This window comes from Mycolicibacterium komossense, from assembly GCF_025822605.1.
Classification (GTDB): Bacteria; Actinomycetota; Actinomycetes; order Mycobacteriales; family Mycobacteriaceae; genus Mycobacterium; species Mycobacterium komossense.
Genome location: NZ_JACKTY010000029.1, coordinates 20640 through 36755, shown reverse-complemented (window position 1 = coordinate 36755; position 16116 = coordinate 20640). Strand labels below are relative to the sequence as shown.

The window sequence follows — 16116 nt, the reverse complement described above, 5'->3', positions numbered from 1 at the left end:
GGTCACCCGCCGCAGCGACTCACTTCTCGAAAGCCGGTGCCCATGACTGAACCCGCATCATCTCCGGAGTCCATCGAGCGTCGAACCATCGAGCACATCCCGCTCGACGAGCGGCACGGCCGAGCCCGTGACCTGTTCACGGTGTGGTTCGGCTCCAACATCATGCTGCTGACGATCATCACCGGCGCCCTGTCCACCACGGTGTTCGGTCTGCCGTTGTGGGCCGGCGCGCTGTCGGTGGTGCTCGGCAACGTCATCGGCGCAGTGGTGATGGCACTGCATGCTGCCCAGGGACCGCAGATGGGCGTCCCGCAGATGCTGCAAACCCGCGCGCAGTTCGGGTCCTACGGCAGCCTGCTGGTCGTCGTCCTGGTGGTGTTCATGTACCTCGGGTTCTTCGCCTCCAACGCGGTCCTCGGTGGCCAGGCCCTGGCCCAGGTCACCGGATTGCCCACCAACGTCGCCATCGTGATCATCGGCGTGATCAGCGTCGTCGCCACGATCGTCGGTTACCGGCTGATCCACAAGGTGACAGCCGTGCTGTCGGTGGTCGCCGGCGGAGCGCTGATCGTGGCGTTCGTCTGGATGATCGGCGTGAACGGTGTTCCGGCCGAGACGTGGCACTCGGGCGGATTCACCTGGGCGGGCTTCATGGCCACGCTGTCGGTGGCCGCCCTGTGGCAGATCGCCTATGCACCTTATGTTTCGGACTACACCCGCTACATGCCGCGTGACACCGGACAACGGGCGGCCTTCTGGGGGACCTACTCCGGCTGCGTGCTCGGCTCGGTGCTGCCGATGCTGCTCGGCGTCCTGGTGGGCGCTGCGCTGCCCGACGATGACACGCTGGCCGGATTGTCCACGCTGACCCACGGCGTCAGCACGGGCATCTTCGCGATCTTCGCCATCGGCATCACCGCCACCAACGCGATGAACCTGTACTGCGGGACGCTGTCCACGATCACCGTCGGACAGACTTTCTTCCCGAAGTGGAAAGCCGGCGCCAGCAGCCGGGCCGTGGTGTCCGTCGTCCTGTTCTCGATCACACTGGTGCCCGCGTTGCTCAGCGCCGAGGACTTCCTGGCCAACTACGCCAACTTCCTGGCTCTGCTGCTGTGCGTGCTGATCCCATGGACTGCCGTCAATCTCGTCGACTTCTACCTGCTGCGCCACGGCGACTACGACATCGACGCACTGTTCGAGCGCGACGGCGGACGATACGGCCGGTTCAACTGGATCGCGATCGGCTGCTACTTCGCCGGCATCCTGGTGCAGATCCCGTTCCTGTCGACGACCCTGTTCACCGGCTTTATCGCCGAGAGCATGGACAAGGTCGACATCTCCTGGATCGTCGGCCTGGCAGTGATCTGCCCGCTGTACTACGTGCTGATGAAGCCCAAGCTGCGTGCCCAGTCCGGCCATGACCCCCTGCGGGCCGGAAGCGCCGTATGACGACGGCCGACTACCTCGTCGTCGGCGGCGGCACCGCGGGATGTATTGTCGCCGCCCGACTTTCGGAAGATCCGAACGTAACGGTGACGGTGCTGGAGCCCGGGCCCACCGATGAGGGTGAGCCACGTGCGCTCGACATCCGCCGTTGGGCGGAGATGCTGGAAGGGGAGTACGACCTCGACTATCGCAGCATCGCCCAGGACCGGGGTAACTCACACATCCGGCAGGCCAGGATGCGCATCCTGGGTGGTTGCTCGACCGCCAACACGATGATCACCTGGCGGCCCCTGCCCGCCGATCTCGACGAGTGGGTCGCTCTCGGCGCCCAGGGCTGGGATCCAGCATCGGTTCACCCGTACTACGACCGGCTGGCCACCCCGATCACTCCGGTGGCGGACAAGGACCGAAATCCCTACGTCGCCGATGTCGTCGAGTCGGCACGGCAGGCACTGGGCCTGCCGGCGCGGACACACTGGAACAGTGATGACGACTTCGCTCGAACAGGCAGGGGCGCAGGGTTCTTCGAGATCGGCTACACCCCTGAAAGTCATCTCCGGTCATCGACATCGGTGCATTACCTGCATGAGGCGATTCGCACCCGCGACAACCTCACGGTCCGCCACGGTATACACGCCAACCGGGTGCTCGTCGAGGACGGGGCCGCGGTCGGTGTGCTCGCCACCGACGGCGACGGGACCGAGCACCGGTTCGACGCTACGCGTGAGGTGATCGTCTGCTGCGGCGCGATCGACACCCCGAAACTGCTGCAGCTCTCCGGCATCGGCCCCCGGCAGGTGCTCCTCGACGCCGGCGTCGAGGTCGTCGTCGACAGCCCCGGGGTGGGGGAGAACCTGATGGACCACGCTGAGGGCTTGATCGTGTGGCAGGCCGTGCGCGAGGTCCCCGGGACCTGTGCAACAGGATGGGATGCCGGTGCGGCGGTGCGCCTGCACGAGGACGGCCCGGCCCGACCGGATGTCTTGATGCACTTCCCGGTGGAAGCGGTGGCCGATCACGCCGTCACCTACGGTGTCGAGCTCCCAGACCGGATCGTCTCGATCGCACCGAACGTCGCCAAGCCGAAAAGCCGTGGACGCGTCTGGATCACCTCCGAGGACCCCGCCGCGGCGCCCAGCATCGACTACCGGTACTTCACCGATGCCGACGGCGCCGACGAGGCGACCCTGATCGCAGCCATCCGACTGGCACGGCGCATCGCCGCCGAATCCCCGATGTCGCAGTGGATCGGACCAGAGGTGTTCCCCGGCTCGGACCTGACGTCCGACGAGGACCTGTCGGTGGCGCTGCGCGCGACGCATCAGACCGTCTATCACGTGTCAGGCACCTGCCGGATGGGTGCCTCCGACGACCCCATGGCCGTGTGCGACCCGGAACTGCGGGTGCGCGGTGTCGACGGGTTGCGGATCGTCGACGCATCGATCTTCCCGACCATTCCCTCGGTCAACCCCGTGGGAACGATCATGACGGTCGCGGAACGTGCCAGTGACCTGATCCGCGCTGATCGTCGCAGCCCTGTGAAAGCGGCTGCGACGCAGCGCGTCTGACTACAGCTTGATCCAGGTGGTCTTCAGCCCGGTGTACTTGTCCAGCGCGTGCAGCGAGAGGTCGCGCCCGAAGCCGGACTGCTTGAACCCGCCGAACGGGGTCTGTGCGCTCAGGGCGTCGACGGTGTTCACCGAGACGGTCCCGGCACGCAGCGCCGCGGAGACCCGGTGGGCCCGCCGCAGATCGTTGGTCCACACCGAGGCGGCCAGGCCGTAGATGGTGTCGTTCGCCATCCGGATGGCTTCGTCCTCGTCGTCGAACGTCTGCACCGCGAGGACGGGGCCGAACACCTCGTCGGTGATGAGTTCGGCGCAGGAGTCGAGGCCGGTGACGATAGTCGGTTCGATGAAGCAGCCGCGGCCGTCGACGGTGCTGCGCTGGCCGCCCACGCGGATCTCACCGTTGGTCCTGGCCCGGTCGATGAATCCCAGCACATGGGCGGTGTGGGCTTCGTCGACGATGGCGCCCTGCGTCGCGGCCGGGTCCAGCGGGTTGCCGGGGAGCATCGCGGCGGCCCGCTCGATCAGATCGGCGACGAACTGTTCGGCAATCGACTTATGCACCAGCAGGCGGGAATTCGACGAACACACGGCGCCCTGGTTGTAGAACGCGCCGAAGGCGGCCATGTCGACTGCCTGATCCAGGTCGGCGTCGGCGAACACCAGGTTGGGGCTCTTACCGCCGCATTCGAGCCACACCTGTTTGAGATTCGACTCGGAGGCATAGCGCAGGAACCGACGCCCGGTGGCGGTGGATCCCGTGAACGCCAGGACGTCGACGCCCGGGTGCAGGCCGAGGGCGGCGCCCGCGGTGTCGCCGAAGCCGGGGACGACGTTGAGGACACCGTCGGGCAGGCCGGCCTCGGATGCCAGCTCGGCGAGTCGCAGTGACGAAAGCGGTGCTCGCTCCGAAGGTTTGAGGACCACCGAGTTCCCGGCGGCAAGTGCCGGTGCGACCTTCCAGATCGCCAGGTCCAGCGGGAAGTTCCACGGTGTGACGGCTGCGACGACGCCCAGTGGCTCGCGCGTGACCAGGGCCAGATTGCCGGGTTCGGTAGGGGCGATCTCGCCGTTGATCTTGTCGAGCGCCTCACCGTAGTAGCTGAAAAGGCCTGCGCCCGAGGGCACGTCGACGGTGTGGGCCTCGGTGACGAGCTTGCCCATGTCAAGAGAATCCAGCAGCGCCAGCTCGACGCTGTTGTCGTTGATCAACTCCGCGAGCCGCACCAGCACCCGCTTGCGTTCGGAGATCGAGGCGTGTGACCAGTCGCCGCCGTCGAACGCCCGGCGCGCAGCGGTGACCGCGACGTCGACGTCCTCGGCCTGCCCCGAGGCCACCGACGCGAGCACTCGGCCCGTCGAAGGGTCGACGGAGTCGAACGTCGCGCCGGACTGGGCCGGACGGAAGGAGCCGTCGACGAAGATGCCGTCGCGCGGGGTCAGTGCCGCCGCGTGTCGAGTCCAGTCGTGCAGCGTGGCCGGGGTCTCTTCGGTAGATGTCACGACATCACCCTGCCGCTCCAGCACTAACCTGTACAGCCGGTGTTTCCGAAGCTTAAGATCAGTTTTCTCGATGCGAGGGAGTGGCATGCCGGACTACACGCTCAGGCAGCTCGAATACTTCGTCGCGGTGGCTGAGGCCGGCAGCGTCACCCGCGCCGCGGCGTCGGTCCACCTGTCCCAGTCCGCGATGTCGGCGGCGCTGGCCGATCTGGAGAATGCGCTGTCGGTACAGCTGCTGGTCCGCCACCACGCCAGAGGTATCAGTCTGACGCCGGCGGGGCGCGAACTGCTCATCGAGAGTCGTCGGCTGCTGGCCTCGGCCGCTGATCTGCGGGCTGCCGCGCAGGGGCTTGGCACGTCGCTGAGTGGCACGCTGTCGATCGGCTGCTTCCAGGTGGTGGCGCCCTACCTGTTGCCGGAGCTGTTGGCCGTCGCTGCCGAGAAGCTGCCGAAGCTGTACCTGCACACCACGGAGACGGATCTCGCCGAACTCGCCGAAGGGGTTGCCAACGGCACCTTCGAGCTCGGCATCGGCTACGACCTGGTCGATGATGCGCGCCTGCGCCGGTGGCCGTTGTTCAGCCTGCCGCCCTACGCACTGGTGGCCGGGTCACATCGCTTCGCGACCCGCGACCATGTCGATCTGGCCGAACTGGCCGAGGAACCGATGGTCCTGCTCGATCTGCCGCACAGCCGCGACTATTTCCAGAGCGTTTTCACCGCAGCAGGTGTCAGTCCGAACATCCGCTATCGGTCCACGACCGTCGAGACCTGCCGTGCGCTGGTGGGCCGTGAGCTGGCCTACTGCGTACTCAACCTCCGCGCCGCCGTCTCGACAGCCTTGGACGGGCATGCCGTCGCCGTTGTTCCGATCAGTGGCACTGTGCCGAGTCTGACCGTTGTCCTGCTTGATGCGGTCGCGGCCAGGCCCACCCGGCGGGCCAGTGTGGTCGCCGACTTGTGTCGCAACCTGTTCGCGAGCCCACCGAACACCTGACGTGCGTGGATCGGTTATCCCGATGCCATACATCGGATCTATGCGCTGTACAGATGCAACTGGCCGTTGAACGATGGAGAGGCGAGTAAACGCAGCCCAGTTCGTGGAGGTTATGTTGTCCAACCAAGAAGTCGAGGTCCTCATCGTCGGCGCCGGCCAGGCCGGGATCGCGATGAGTGAGCACCTCGGAGCCAAGGACATCCCGCATCTCGTGCTGGAGCGCGACCGGGTCGCCGAGCGCTGGCGCTCGTGGCGGTGGGACTCCCTGGTGGCCAACGGGCCAGCATGGCATGACCGCTTTCCCGGCCAGGAATTCGACACCGACCCCGACGGCTTCCCCACCAAAGAAGAGGTGGCGGACTATCTGGTCAGCTATGCCGACCGGATCGACGCCCCCATCCGCACCGGCGTCGACGTGACCTCGGTGCGAAAGATCAACGGCAAACCAGGGTTTCGCGTCGACACCTCGGAAGGGACGATCGACGCCCGCTATGTGGTGGCGGCCACGGGTGCGTTCCAGAAACCGATCATCCCGCCGGTGGTGCCGGAGACGGCGGGTCTGCACCAGATCCACTCCAGCGGTTACCACAACCCGCAACAACTGCCCGACGGGGCGGTCCTGGTGGTCGGCGCCGGGTCCTCCGGTGTCCAGATCGCCGACGAACTTCGGCAAGCGGGCCGGCGGGTCTACCTGGCTGTCGGCCCTCACGACCGGCCACCGCGCAGCTACCGCGGCCGCGATTTCTGTTGGTGGCTAGGCGTTTTGGGCAAGTGGGATCTGGCGGCGCCCCCGCTGGGCGCCGAGCACGTCACGATCGCTGTCAGCGGAGCCCACGGTGGACACACCGTCGACTTTCGGGAGCTCGCGGGCACCGGCGTCACGCTGACAGGGCTGGCCGGACCCTTTGTCGACGGCGTCATGCACTTCGCCGATGACCTGCGTACCAATATCGACAACGGGGACGCCAACTACCTGTCCATGCTCGACGAAGCGGACGCCTACGTCATCCGCAACGGACTCGATCTGCCCGAGGAGCCGCAGGCCCGTGAGTTCCTGCCGGATCCGGACTGCCTGAGCAACCCGCTGCGCGAACTCGACCTCGACGCCGCCGGCGTCACGTCGATCATCTGGGCCACCGGCTTCGCCTTCGATTACGGCTGGCTGCAGGTCGACGCATTCGATGAGCGAGGCAAGCCAGTGCACCAGCGGGGCGTGTCGACCGAACCCGGGATCTACTTCCTCGGACTGCCCTGGCAATCGCGCCGCGGATCCAGCTTCATCTGGGGAGTGTGGCACGACGCCAAGTACCTCGCCGACCAGATCGCGATTCAGCGCGGCTACCTCACCTACGACGCGCCGGCGCTCGCCGAGCGCTGACAGAAAGGAGCGCACACATATGAGCGACGCGACACCCCCGGGGGCAACTCACCGCCGGATCCGGCCATTCAACACCAAGGCCACCTACCCCGAACAGAACCTCGACAACGACCTGTGTCAGGCGGTGGTCGCCGGCGGCGTGGTGTACTTGCGCGGGCAGATCGGCCAAGACCTCGACACCAGGGAATCGGTCGGCATCGGCGACGTCGAAGTACAAGCCGACAAGGCCATGGCCAACATCGCGATGTTGCTCGACGAAGCGGGCAGCAGCCTCAAGGACATCGTCAAAGTGACTGTGTACCTGGTCGACATCCGGTACCGCGAAGTGGTGTACCGCGTCATGGGGCGCTGGCTCAAAGGCGTGTACCCCGTCTCCACCGGACTGGTGGTCGACGCCCTCGCCCGTCCCGAATGGCTGGTGGAGATCGACGCCACCGCGGTGATCAGCCAACCCGCGGACCCGTCGTGACGTTCTCGCTTGTAGTTCGCGACGGTACGACGTTCGGAATGGTGGTCTGCTCGTCGAGTCCTGCCGTGGCATCGCGGTGCGTGCATCTGCGGGCCGGGGTCGGAGCGGTGGCCAGCCAGAACGTGACCAACCCGCACCTGGGATTCGTCGCGTTGGAAGCGCTGGCCGGGGGCGCGGATGCGCGGAGGGCACTCGACGCTGCCCTCGCCGCCGAGCAACACCCCGAGTACCGGCAGCTGATCGTGGTCGACCGCAACGGTGGAGCCGCGATCCACACCGGTGCCCAGGCCTTGGGGATCCGCCATGAGGTGCGGGCGGAAAGCGTTGCGGCAGCGGGCAATATGTTGCGCCACGAGAGTGTCATTCAGGCTCTGGTGGACGGCTATTCGACGTCGACGGCGTCGGCGCTCGAGCAACGGTTGCTCGACGGCCTGGACGCCGCGCTCGCCGCCGGCGGGGAAGCCGGTCCGGTGCACTCGGCCGGGCTGCAGGTCACCGAGGACGTGCCGTGGCCCGTCACCGACCTGCGGGTCGACTGGCACGACGACCCGATCGCCGAACTGCACCGACTGTGGGCGGTGTGGGCACCGCAGAAGGCGGATTACCGCACCCGTGGACTCGATCCCACCGCCGCACCGTCCTACGGGGTACCGGGAGACCTGTGAGCACCACACTGGAAGACGCGATCCGCACTGCCGGTGACCGTGCGGTCGACGAGATCCTGGCGCTGTCTCACGATCTGCACGCACATCCCGAAATTGCCTGGGAGGAAGTCAGATCCTGTGCCCGCGTCGCCAGCGATCTCGCCGACGCCGGGTTCACCGTGCAGGAGAACTTCACGGATCTGCCGACGGCCTTCCTGGCTCGCCGCGGCACCGGCCCATTGCATCTCGCGGTGTGTGCCGAATACGACGCGCTGCCCGGCATGGGACATGCCTGCGGGCACAACGTCATCGCCGCCATCTCGACCGGGGCGGCCAGGGCGCTCGCACCTTATGTCGACGATCTCGGCATCACCCTGTCGGTGTTCGGCACACCTGCCGAGGAGGGCGGGGGAGGCAAGATCGAAATGCTCGACCGCGGTGGGTTCACCGGAGTGCACGCCGCCGCGATGGTGCATCCCGGTCCTGTCGATGTGGCTCGCGCCGAACCGTATGCCGTGTCGCACAGCCACATCCGCTATGACGGCAAGTCTGCGCATGCGGCGGCCTATCCCGACCGCGGGATCAACGCCGCCGATGCGTTCACCATCGCCCAGGTCGCCATCGGTATGCTGCGCCAACAATTTCCGCACGACACCCGCGTGCACGGCATCATGACCAATGGGGGAGAGGCGCCCAACGCCATTCCCCAACGCACCGAAGGACGTTGGTACGTCCGCGCCCGGTCACTCGCCGAGCTCGCCGACCTCGAGCAGCGGGTGAACCGGTGCTTCGAGGCCGGTGCCCTGGCCACCGGCTGCGAGCTGACCGTCACCCCGGAGAGCAAGCCCTACGCCGAGTTCCGCACCGACGAACGACTGCTCGACCACTACGTGCGCCGCGCCGAGCAGCAAGGCCGTCGCTTCAGCTCAGGGGCCGATTCGTTGATGAACCGTGCCTCGACCGATATGGGCAATGTCTCGCAGCAGGTGGCGGCCATCCACCCCTACATCGGGATCGATTCGTTGCCCGCGGTCAACCACCAACCCGAATTCGCCGCTGCCGCGGTGTCTTCGGCTGCCGATCGCGCCGCGGTCGACGGTGCGCGTGCCCTGGCAATGACTCTGCTCGATGCGGCCACCGACCCCGATACCCGGCGACATCTGATCGGCAGCCCGACGTGACCTCGACGGAACTGCGGCGCGAACACGATCTACTCGGCGACTACGAAGTGCCTGGCGATGTGTATTACGGCGTGCACACTGCACGTGCGCTGGAGAATTTCCCGATCACCGGCACTCCGATCGCGCGCTATCCAGAACTGATCGTCGCGCTGGCCTGCGTCAAGCTTGCCGCCGCACGCACGAACCATCGACTCGGGTTGCTCAGCGCTGAGCGAACCGACGCGATCGTCACGGCCTGTGAGGAGATCAAGGCCGGAAAACTGCACGACCAATTCGTCGTCGACGTCATCCAGGGCGGCGCAGGCACCTCGACGAACATGAACGCCAACGAAGTCATCGCCAACCGTGGTCTTGAGCTGCTCGGCCACTCCCGTGGCGACTACCCCCGCCTGCATCCGCTCGAACACGTCAACCTCGGGCAGAGCACCAACGATGTCTATCCCACCGCGGTCAAGGTCGGTCTTCAATTCGCCGTGCACAGGCTGCAATTGGCCATGACCGAGTTGGTATCGGCCTTCGCCGAGAAGGCAGTCGAGTTCGGCGGACACCTCAAGATGGGGCGCACCCAGCTGCAGGACGCGGTCCCGATGACGCTGGGTCAGGAATTCGGCAGCTACGCAGTGATGGTCGGCGAAGACGCGGACCGGCTGGGGGAGGCCCTCGTCCTGATCTCCGAGATCAACCTCGGTGGCACCGCGATCGGCACCGGTCTCAATGCTCATCTGGATTACGCCGGCCTGGTCTGTGAAGAACTCTGCGCCGTCACCGAATTGCCCCTGGTGACCGCGTCGAATCTCGTCGAAGCCACCCAGGACGTCGGTGCCTTCGTGCAACTCTCTGGCGTCCTGAAGCGGACAGCGGTCAAGCTGTCGAAGATCTGCAATGACCTGCGACTGCTGTCATCGGGGCCCCGAGCCGGCTTCGGGGAGATCAATCTTCCACCGGTGCAAGCGGGTTCGAGCATCATGCCGGGCAAGGTCAACCCAGTGATCCCCGAAGTGGTCAATCAGGTCGCATTCGAAGTCGTCGGTAACGACATCGCGATCAGCATGGCCGCCGAGGGCGGACAGCTCCAACTCAACGCCTTCGAACCGATCATCGCCCACAGCCTCTTCGAGTCCTTGGCGCACCTGACCGCGGCCTGTGACACGCTGCGGCGTCGGTGCGTGGTCGGCATCACCGCGAACGTCGAACACATGCGTTCGACGGTCGATCGCTCCATCGGTCTGGTCACCGCGCTCAACCCGTACATCGGATACGAGGCGGCGACCCGACTGGCGGCCGACGCGTTGAGCACCGATACTGACATCGCCTCGCTGGTCCTGGACCGGGGGTTGTTGACACCCACCGATCTGGCGAAGATCCTGCAACCGGAGAACCTGACCCGGCCGTGGCGCGGATTGACGGACGGGGCGGAGCTGCCATGACGAGCACCGTCACCATCGGGTTGGCCCAATGGCTGCCGCGATGCAATTCCCATCAGGACAATCTGCGCGACGCACTCGGGTTCGTCGGTGCGCTCGCCGACCAAGGCTGTACTTGGGTTGTGCTACCCGAGCTTTGGCCGTGCGGATACGATCCGGCGACGCTCGCTCGCGATGCTCGGGAGGCCGCCGAGCCGATCGACGGCCCCCGAGGCGCCGCGCTGTCAGGTGCCGCCCGCGCGCACGGCGTCTGGCTTTTCGCCGGCACAGTGCCTGAGCTCGACGGTGATCTCCTCTACAACACCGCGGTCGTCTACGACCCGGCCGGCCGACTGGCTGCGGTGCATCGCAAGGTGCACCTGTACACGCCGCTGGGTGAGGAAAAGGTCTTCGCGGCCGGTGATCGACCGACCGTCGTACACGTCGACGGGGTGGCAACGGTGGGGCTCAGCACGTGCTTCGACGGTGACCGTCCGGCGTATGCAAGGCAGCTGAACCAGCTCGGTGCACGCGTCGTCATCGCACCGTGTGCGTACGAAGTGGGTGCCGAGCCGTGGTGGGACGTGCTCTACCCCGCCAACGCCTTGCTCAACGGTCAGTGGTGGGTGATGGCGAATCAGTGCGGCCAGGACCTGCTCGGCAAGAGCAAGATCATCGCGCCGGACGGATCGGTGGCGGTGCAGGCAGCCCGGGTGGGACAGCGCGACACTCCGGAGCTTCTCGTGGCGACCCTCGATCTCGAATCCGGGATCCGCGAAGCCGAACGCGTCTCCGGTGCGTTGTGGGCTGATGAGCGATAGCGCGTAGGACGCGAGAATCGCCCGGTTTAGCCGAGCCGGCCACCGGGTACTGGCTGAGCCATGACATGGGGTAAGCGGCGGGGCAATGAGGTCGAGCTGCGGCAGTACCTCCTTGAGGAGGCGGAGTCCTTCGGCGCTTTGTACGGTTCGATGGTGCCGGAGGCCTTGGCGGCGCTGTCGACGACGATCGACGCGCTACGTCGTGGCGATTACGTCACCTTCTACCGCTACCAGCTGCCGGGCGGCCACTCGTGGGCGGCGCCGACAGCCGGGGACGCGTGCGACCGCATCCTGTTGACCGCGGACGACGAATTGGTCGTCATCGAAGCGGAACCGTATCGGCGCGCCAGCTAATCCTCGCGACGCAGCGTCAGGATGGTGACATCGTCATCGGTATCGCTCGACGCCATCGCCGTCGAGAGCCAAGACGCCGGCGAATCACCGAAGCCCAGCAGAGTTTCGGCCAACCTGTCCAGGCCGTCGTCGATAGTCGAGTCGCGTCGTTCCACCAGACCGTCGGAGTACATGATCAGCCCGTGCCCGGGGTCGACGGTGAATGTGCTTGGTGCGTAGGTCATCCCCCGGACGCCGATCGGAGGCGATAGCACGATCGGGGCAGGGTTGGCTGTCGGTGCCGCATTCGTGATGAACGGCATCAAGTGACCGGCACTGGCCGCCTCGGCGTGTCCGGTGCGGAGGTCGACTCGCGCGACGATGACGGTGGCGAACGTCCGCGGCATCATGTGCGTGCAGAAGTCGTTGAGCCGGTTGAGGGCTTCGGCCGGTGCGGCCCCGGTGAACAGGTGTGCGCGAAGGACATTGCGCAACTGCGCCATTGTGCCGGCTGCGGTCAGGCCGTGGCCGGCGACGTCGCCGAGCAGCACCACCAACCGGCCGTCGGGAATGGTGAACGCGTCATACCAGTCACCGCCCACGCGCCCGCCCACGGCGGGCTCGTAATGCGCTGACAGTTGCCAGTTTTCGAGCGTCGGGATCGAGCTGGGCAACAGGCTGCGCTGCAGTGTGTCGGCCATCCGCAGCGTCTCGCGGGTACGGCGGTACAGCGACTCGACGAGGTGTCCGCGCAACAACTCGGCAGACTCGACCTCGCTGGGCGACCACGGCTCGCTGCGCTGGTGCACGGTTTCGCGCCACCGTTCGAAGGACTTCCGTGGACTGAGCCGGACGTGGTCCCCTTCACCGACTGCGATCGCCTTGTTGTGCGGGTCGCCACCCCAGTCCACCGAGCGCAGCACCTCGCTGCGGAACCAGATGGCGTACTGACCCTCTGGCAGGTTGAGCGCGAGTGCGCCCGCAGCCAACTGCGGATCGATGTCGAGTGCGGGTAACTCGGTGGACAGACGGTCGGTACCGGCGATCTCGTCGTCGGCGCGGCGCGCCCATGCGGCGACGGCGGCCACCACCGCCGGCGGCGGCACGGACCCGTGCACCCGGTGCTCACCCTGCAGTTGGACTGCGACACCGTCGGCGGGCACGAGATCGAGCAGGTTCGGGTCGCCGAGGAGCGCTGCCGAGAGTGGTATCGCGTCGTTCAGCGTGGCGACGGTGAGCTTGCCCAGCACTGCCTGCGCGTGCAGTCGCTTGTGTAGGCGATCGTCTTCGAACCGGTCGACGAGCCGCAGCGAGAGCGTCGAGCCGAGGAACTCCGCGGCCGCTCGGGAACCGAACGGCGGGAGATGGGGACCGCTGTAGTGATGGCAGGCGATCAGCCCCCACAGCCGGCCGTGCCGCAGCAGTGAGATCGACATCGACGCGTGCACGCCCATGTTCTGGAGGTATTCGACGTGGATGGGGGACACACTGCGCAACGTGGCGTACGTCAGGTCAAGTGGTGCCCCACTGTCCGGATCGATGGCCGGAACCAGCGGTGCGGGCGTGTAATCGACGTCCGAAATGAGCCGAATCCAGTTCTTCTCGTACAGCGCGCGGGCCTGCGCCGGGATGTCGGTGGAGGGGTAGTGCAGACCGAGGAACGAGTTGAGGTCCTCCCGCTTGGCTTCGGCAACGACCTCACCGTTGTACTCCTGGTCGTAGCGGTACACCATCACGCGGTCGAATCCGGTCAGGTCCCGGACCGCGCGTGCGGCGGTGTCGTACAACTCGCTCAGCGTTGCCGTCGCGTTGAGCTCTTCGATCGAGCTGCGCACCGCCTGGTAGGTGTTCGGGTACGAGAAGGGCCGTTCCCCGTCGGCGATCTCGAGTTCGATCAACAACACACCGCCGGGCTCCCGGTGCAGGATCGCGTCGAACATCTTCAGCTCGCCGGCGACGTCGATGAGGCACTCGTGCGGATTGCGCGTACTCAAACTGCCGAATGTCGACGCCGCCTGAACGAGCTTGGCGGCCTGTTCGACGCCAATTACCGCTGACAGGTGCCGGCCCAGAACTTCGTCGACCGATTTGCCCAGCAATTCCTCGACGTTCGCGCTGAGCTGGCGCACCTCGAAGTCTGGCTCGCGCACGACCACGAGTACACCGCGCGGCTGGATGCTGCCGGGGATGTTGATCGGCTCTCGGGCGCAGTTGTCGAGGTCAATGGGGGTGCCGACGGGAACCAGGTCGTGCTCCGGCGTCGAGTTCCCACTGCGCTGATCGTCGCGGTCGGTCACGGGATCAGCTCGGCAGGCTCTGTGACGGACAAGGAAAAAACCTCCAGCGGATCGAGGTGGGCTCGCCCTGGGCTGGACCAGTCAATCGCAGTACGCAATTCCTTTGTGAAAATGTACTTACCTATTGGGGGATCTTGCCAATCCCCGAGGTCGATGACCTCGCGTTCCCTCAAAATCGGTATCTGACCTCCCGGGTATGGTCCGGCAATGACCGATAGACGGAAGCGAATCGCAGCCAAACAAGCGCGGCGGGACGCCCGCCGCAGCAGGGCTGGGCAGCCAACACCGGCAAAGGCGCCGATACCCCAAGAAGCTCCTTTGCTCGACGAAGTCCGCAAAGCGCTGGACACCGGGCAACCGATCGAACTGCTGGGGCTGGTCAGCATGGTGATCGCGGCTACCGCCCCTCGCCAGCCGGTTTTGTTGCGACCCTCCGAGGCGCAGGTTCCGACCGGTCTCGACGAACTCATCTCGGCATTCGTCGAGTTCCAGGTACTGGAGACCACCGCGCTACTGGCGGTCTTGCGCGAGCTTGTCGCCGATGATGACCTGCGCGACCGCTGCCGACGCGAAGTCGATCGACGCGATGACGACCTGCCGCGCTGGCTCGCTGAGCTCGGGAAAACCGGCGTGGACAGGGCGGTACGGATGTCGCACATTCTCGGTGACGGCGACGAGCTGCTTCTCGGCGTTCGACTTGCCGACGGGCAGGACCTGACGTGCTGCGTGTTCATCGACCACCTCTCGATGTCGGCGGTCAAGGACGCGTTCTTTGTACCGGAGCCGATCGGCTCGATCCTCGCCGTCGCCGAAGCGGCCAACACCGATCCCGACACCACCTTTGTCGGCGTCGAGCTGCATGAGGCTCACAGCAGTCTGGCCATGGCGCTCGAGCGCCATCTGCCGAGGGTGATGCAGGTGGAGTCGGACACCTGGCCGGGCAGCCGTGCGCTGGTGCAGTGGGTGGCCCGGCTGATGCCGGTTGCCCGGGCTACTTCCGCTGCACCGCATCGGAATTCAGCGATCGAGCCAGACGTGAGCGAATCATTTTTCGCTTCGCCGGACGGGGTGCCTTTCCAAGAGCTCGGTCACCGCACGCTGTTGTCGCACTGCATCGAGCAGGGCACCGGCGACCCGCTGAGGTGGAGTGCGGCGCGCCTGAGGCTACTGCTGGCGGGTGAAGACGCCGACAACGAGGCCGTTGAGCTGGAGTTACAGCTCAACCTCCCTGATCTGCTCCGCGCGTTTGTGCCCTTCGCGCATGCGACCAGCGGCATCCGGCAGGAACTCACCGAAGAGGCCGTGGCGGCCATCGATGACATCGCTGATGGTTACCGGGCGGCGTTATTGGCCGCCGCGGAACGTCGTGACTCGGTCGGCGTCGACGACGACTCGGCCTGAATATCGCGGCGAGTGTGACGCGCCTCTCACGGTGCCCATGCAGGGGTTTACCGATATCGCCGGACGGGGTAGAAGACCGATTGGGTCGTAGCGAAGAAGTTCGCACCACTACCAAATGGAGGTTTCCACCCATGAAGCTCAACCGCATCGTCGCCAGCGCCGCCGTCGTCGGCGGTCTGACCGCAGGCGCCCTGGGACTCGGTGCCGCCACCGCAAGCGCGGATCCGTACCCGCCCGTACCTCTGCCGCCGGCGGGACCGGAGGCAGGTGCGCCACCCGCGTGGGCGCCGCCTCAGCCCGCTCCGCCGGCCTGGGCTGCGGGCAACCCGCAGGTCTGGGACACCGGCTGGCAGCATTGGGGCGTCTGGGTGAACGGCGTTTTCGTCCCGACGTACTGACAGCCGACCGAAAGACGACCCCCGGGTTCCGGGGGTCGTCTTTGTCTGTCTGCCAGTACTTTTCGGTGATGCACTGCCCTCAGGTCGGCGCTGCGCTGGTCGCTGCTGCGCGCACGCGCGCCACGGCTGACCCGGTCGAGGAATTGGCTGAGACAGAGATCCGGAGGCGTCCGAGGGCAGGGGCGGACAACAACCTCTGAGTGGCGTGAGACCATCGCGTCCGGCTTGCACAGGGCCCGGTGATTTGCCGTCCAGGGGCTGTCATGCTGCACAC

Annotated in this window: 14 protein-coding genes; 12 read left to right on the top strand and 2 right to left on the bottom strand. The window is 66.3% G+C overall.

Features of this window, described 5'->3' with window-relative positions; all coding sequences use genetic code 11:
• Positions 1-42 precede the first annotated feature (42 nt).
• Positions 43-1452, top strand: a complete 1410-nt coding sequence (locus H7J73_RS13635; RefSeq protein ID WP_264067968.1) for a purine-cytosine permease family protein — start codon at positions 43-45, stop codon at positions 1450-1452.
• On the top strand, positions 1449-3017 hold the full coding sequence (locus H7J73_RS13630; RefSeq protein ID WP_264067967.1) for a GMC family oxidoreductase: 1569 nt from the start codon (positions 1449-1451) through the stop codon (positions 3015-3017). The genes H7J73_RS13635 and H7J73_RS13630 overlap by 4 nt, the downstream gene beginning before the upstream one ends.
• On the opposite strand, the gene H7J73_RS13625 is transcribed toward H7J73_RS13630, so the two are convergent.
• Positions 3018-4520 carry an aldehyde dehydrogenase gene (locus tag H7J73_RS13625; protein WP_264067966.1) on the bottom strand — a complete coding sequence of 501 codons (1503 nt, stop codon included), beginning with the start codon at positions 4518-4520 and terminating at the stop codon, positions 3018-3020. It abuts the gene before it with no gap.
• An 85-nt stretch (positions 4521-4605) separates the two neighbouring features.
• On the opposite strand from H7J73_RS13625, the gene H7J73_RS13620 reads away from it, so the two are divergent.
• The 8 genes from H7J73_RS13620 (at position 4606) to H7J73_RS13585 (ending at position 11767) form a co-directional block, all read left to right on the top strand.
• On the top strand, positions 4606-5517 hold the full coding sequence (locus H7J73_RS13620; protein WP_264067965.1) for a LysR family transcriptional regulator: 912 nt from the start codon (positions 4606-4608) through the stop codon (positions 5515-5517).
• A gap of 112 nt (positions 5518-5629) precedes the next feature.
• Entirely contained in the window at positions 5630-6895 is a 1266-nt protein-coding gene (locus H7J73_RS13615) for a flavin-containing monooxygenase (RefSeq protein WP_435405490.1), read from the top strand.
• Between the two features lie 19 nt (positions 6896-6914).
• On the top strand, positions 6915-7364 hold the full coding sequence (locus tag H7J73_RS13610) for a RidA family protein (RefSeq protein ID WP_264067963.1): 450 nt from the start codon (positions 6915-6917) through the stop codon (positions 7362-7364).
• Positions 7361-8029, top strand: coding sequence for a DUF1028 domain-containing protein (locus tag H7J73_RS13605; protein WP_264067962.1), 669 nt, complete (start codon positions 7361-7363; stop codon positions 8027-8029). The genes H7J73_RS13610 and H7J73_RS13605 overlap by 4 nt, the downstream gene beginning before the upstream one ends.
• Positions 8026-9189 carry a M20 family metallopeptidase gene (locus tag H7J73_RS13600; RefSeq protein ID WP_264067961.1) on the top strand — a complete coding sequence of 388 codons (1164 nt, stop codon included), beginning with the start codon at positions 8026-8028 and terminating at the stop codon, positions 9187-9189. The genes H7J73_RS13605 and H7J73_RS13600 overlap by 4 nt, the downstream gene beginning before the upstream one ends.
• Complete coding sequence (locus H7J73_RS13595) at positions 9186-10616, top strand: aspartate ammonia-lyase (RefSeq protein WP_264067960.1); 1431 nt, start codon at positions 9186-9188, stop codon at positions 10614-10616. Before H7J73_RS13600 ends, H7J73_RS13595 begins: the two co-directional genes overlap by 4 nt.
• Entirely contained in the window at positions 10613-11413 is an 801-nt protein-coding gene (locus H7J73_RS13590; protein WP_264067959.1) for a carbon-nitrogen hydrolase family protein, read from the top strand. The genes H7J73_RS13595 and H7J73_RS13590 overlap by 4 nt, the downstream gene beginning before the upstream one ends.
• Positions 11414-11473: 60 nt before the next feature.
• On the top strand, positions 11474-11767 hold the full coding sequence (locus H7J73_RS13585; RefSeq protein WP_264067958.1) for a hypothetical protein: 294 nt from the start codon (positions 11474-11476) through the stop codon (positions 11765-11767).
• On the opposite strand, the gene H7J73_RS13580 is transcribed toward H7J73_RS13585, so the two are convergent.
• On the bottom strand, positions 11764-14043 hold the full coding sequence (locus tag H7J73_RS13580; RefSeq protein ID WP_264067957.1) for a SpoIIE family protein phosphatase: 2280 nt from the start codon (positions 14041-14043) through the stop codon (positions 11764-11766). The two genes, H7J73_RS13585 and H7J73_RS13580, sit on opposite strands and share 4 nt — an antisense overlap.
• 207 nt (positions 14044-14250) lie before the next feature.
• Here H7J73_RS13580 and H7J73_RS13575 point away from each other — a divergent pair, with 207 nt between their 5' ends.
• Positions 14251-15444: a hypothetical protein gene (locus H7J73_RS13575; protein ID WP_264067956.1), complete on the top strand. Its 1194-nt coding sequence runs from the start codon at positions 14251-14253 to the stop codon at positions 15442-15444.
• Between the two features lie 131 nt (positions 15445-15575).
• The gene (locus H7J73_RS13570) at positions 15576-15842 is read left to right on the top strand and encodes a hypothetical protein (protein ID WP_264067955.1); all 267 of its coding nucleotides are present in this window, start codon (positions 15576-15578) and stop codon (positions 15840-15842) included.
• The last annotated feature ends 274 nt before the right edge of the window (positions 15843-16116 follow it).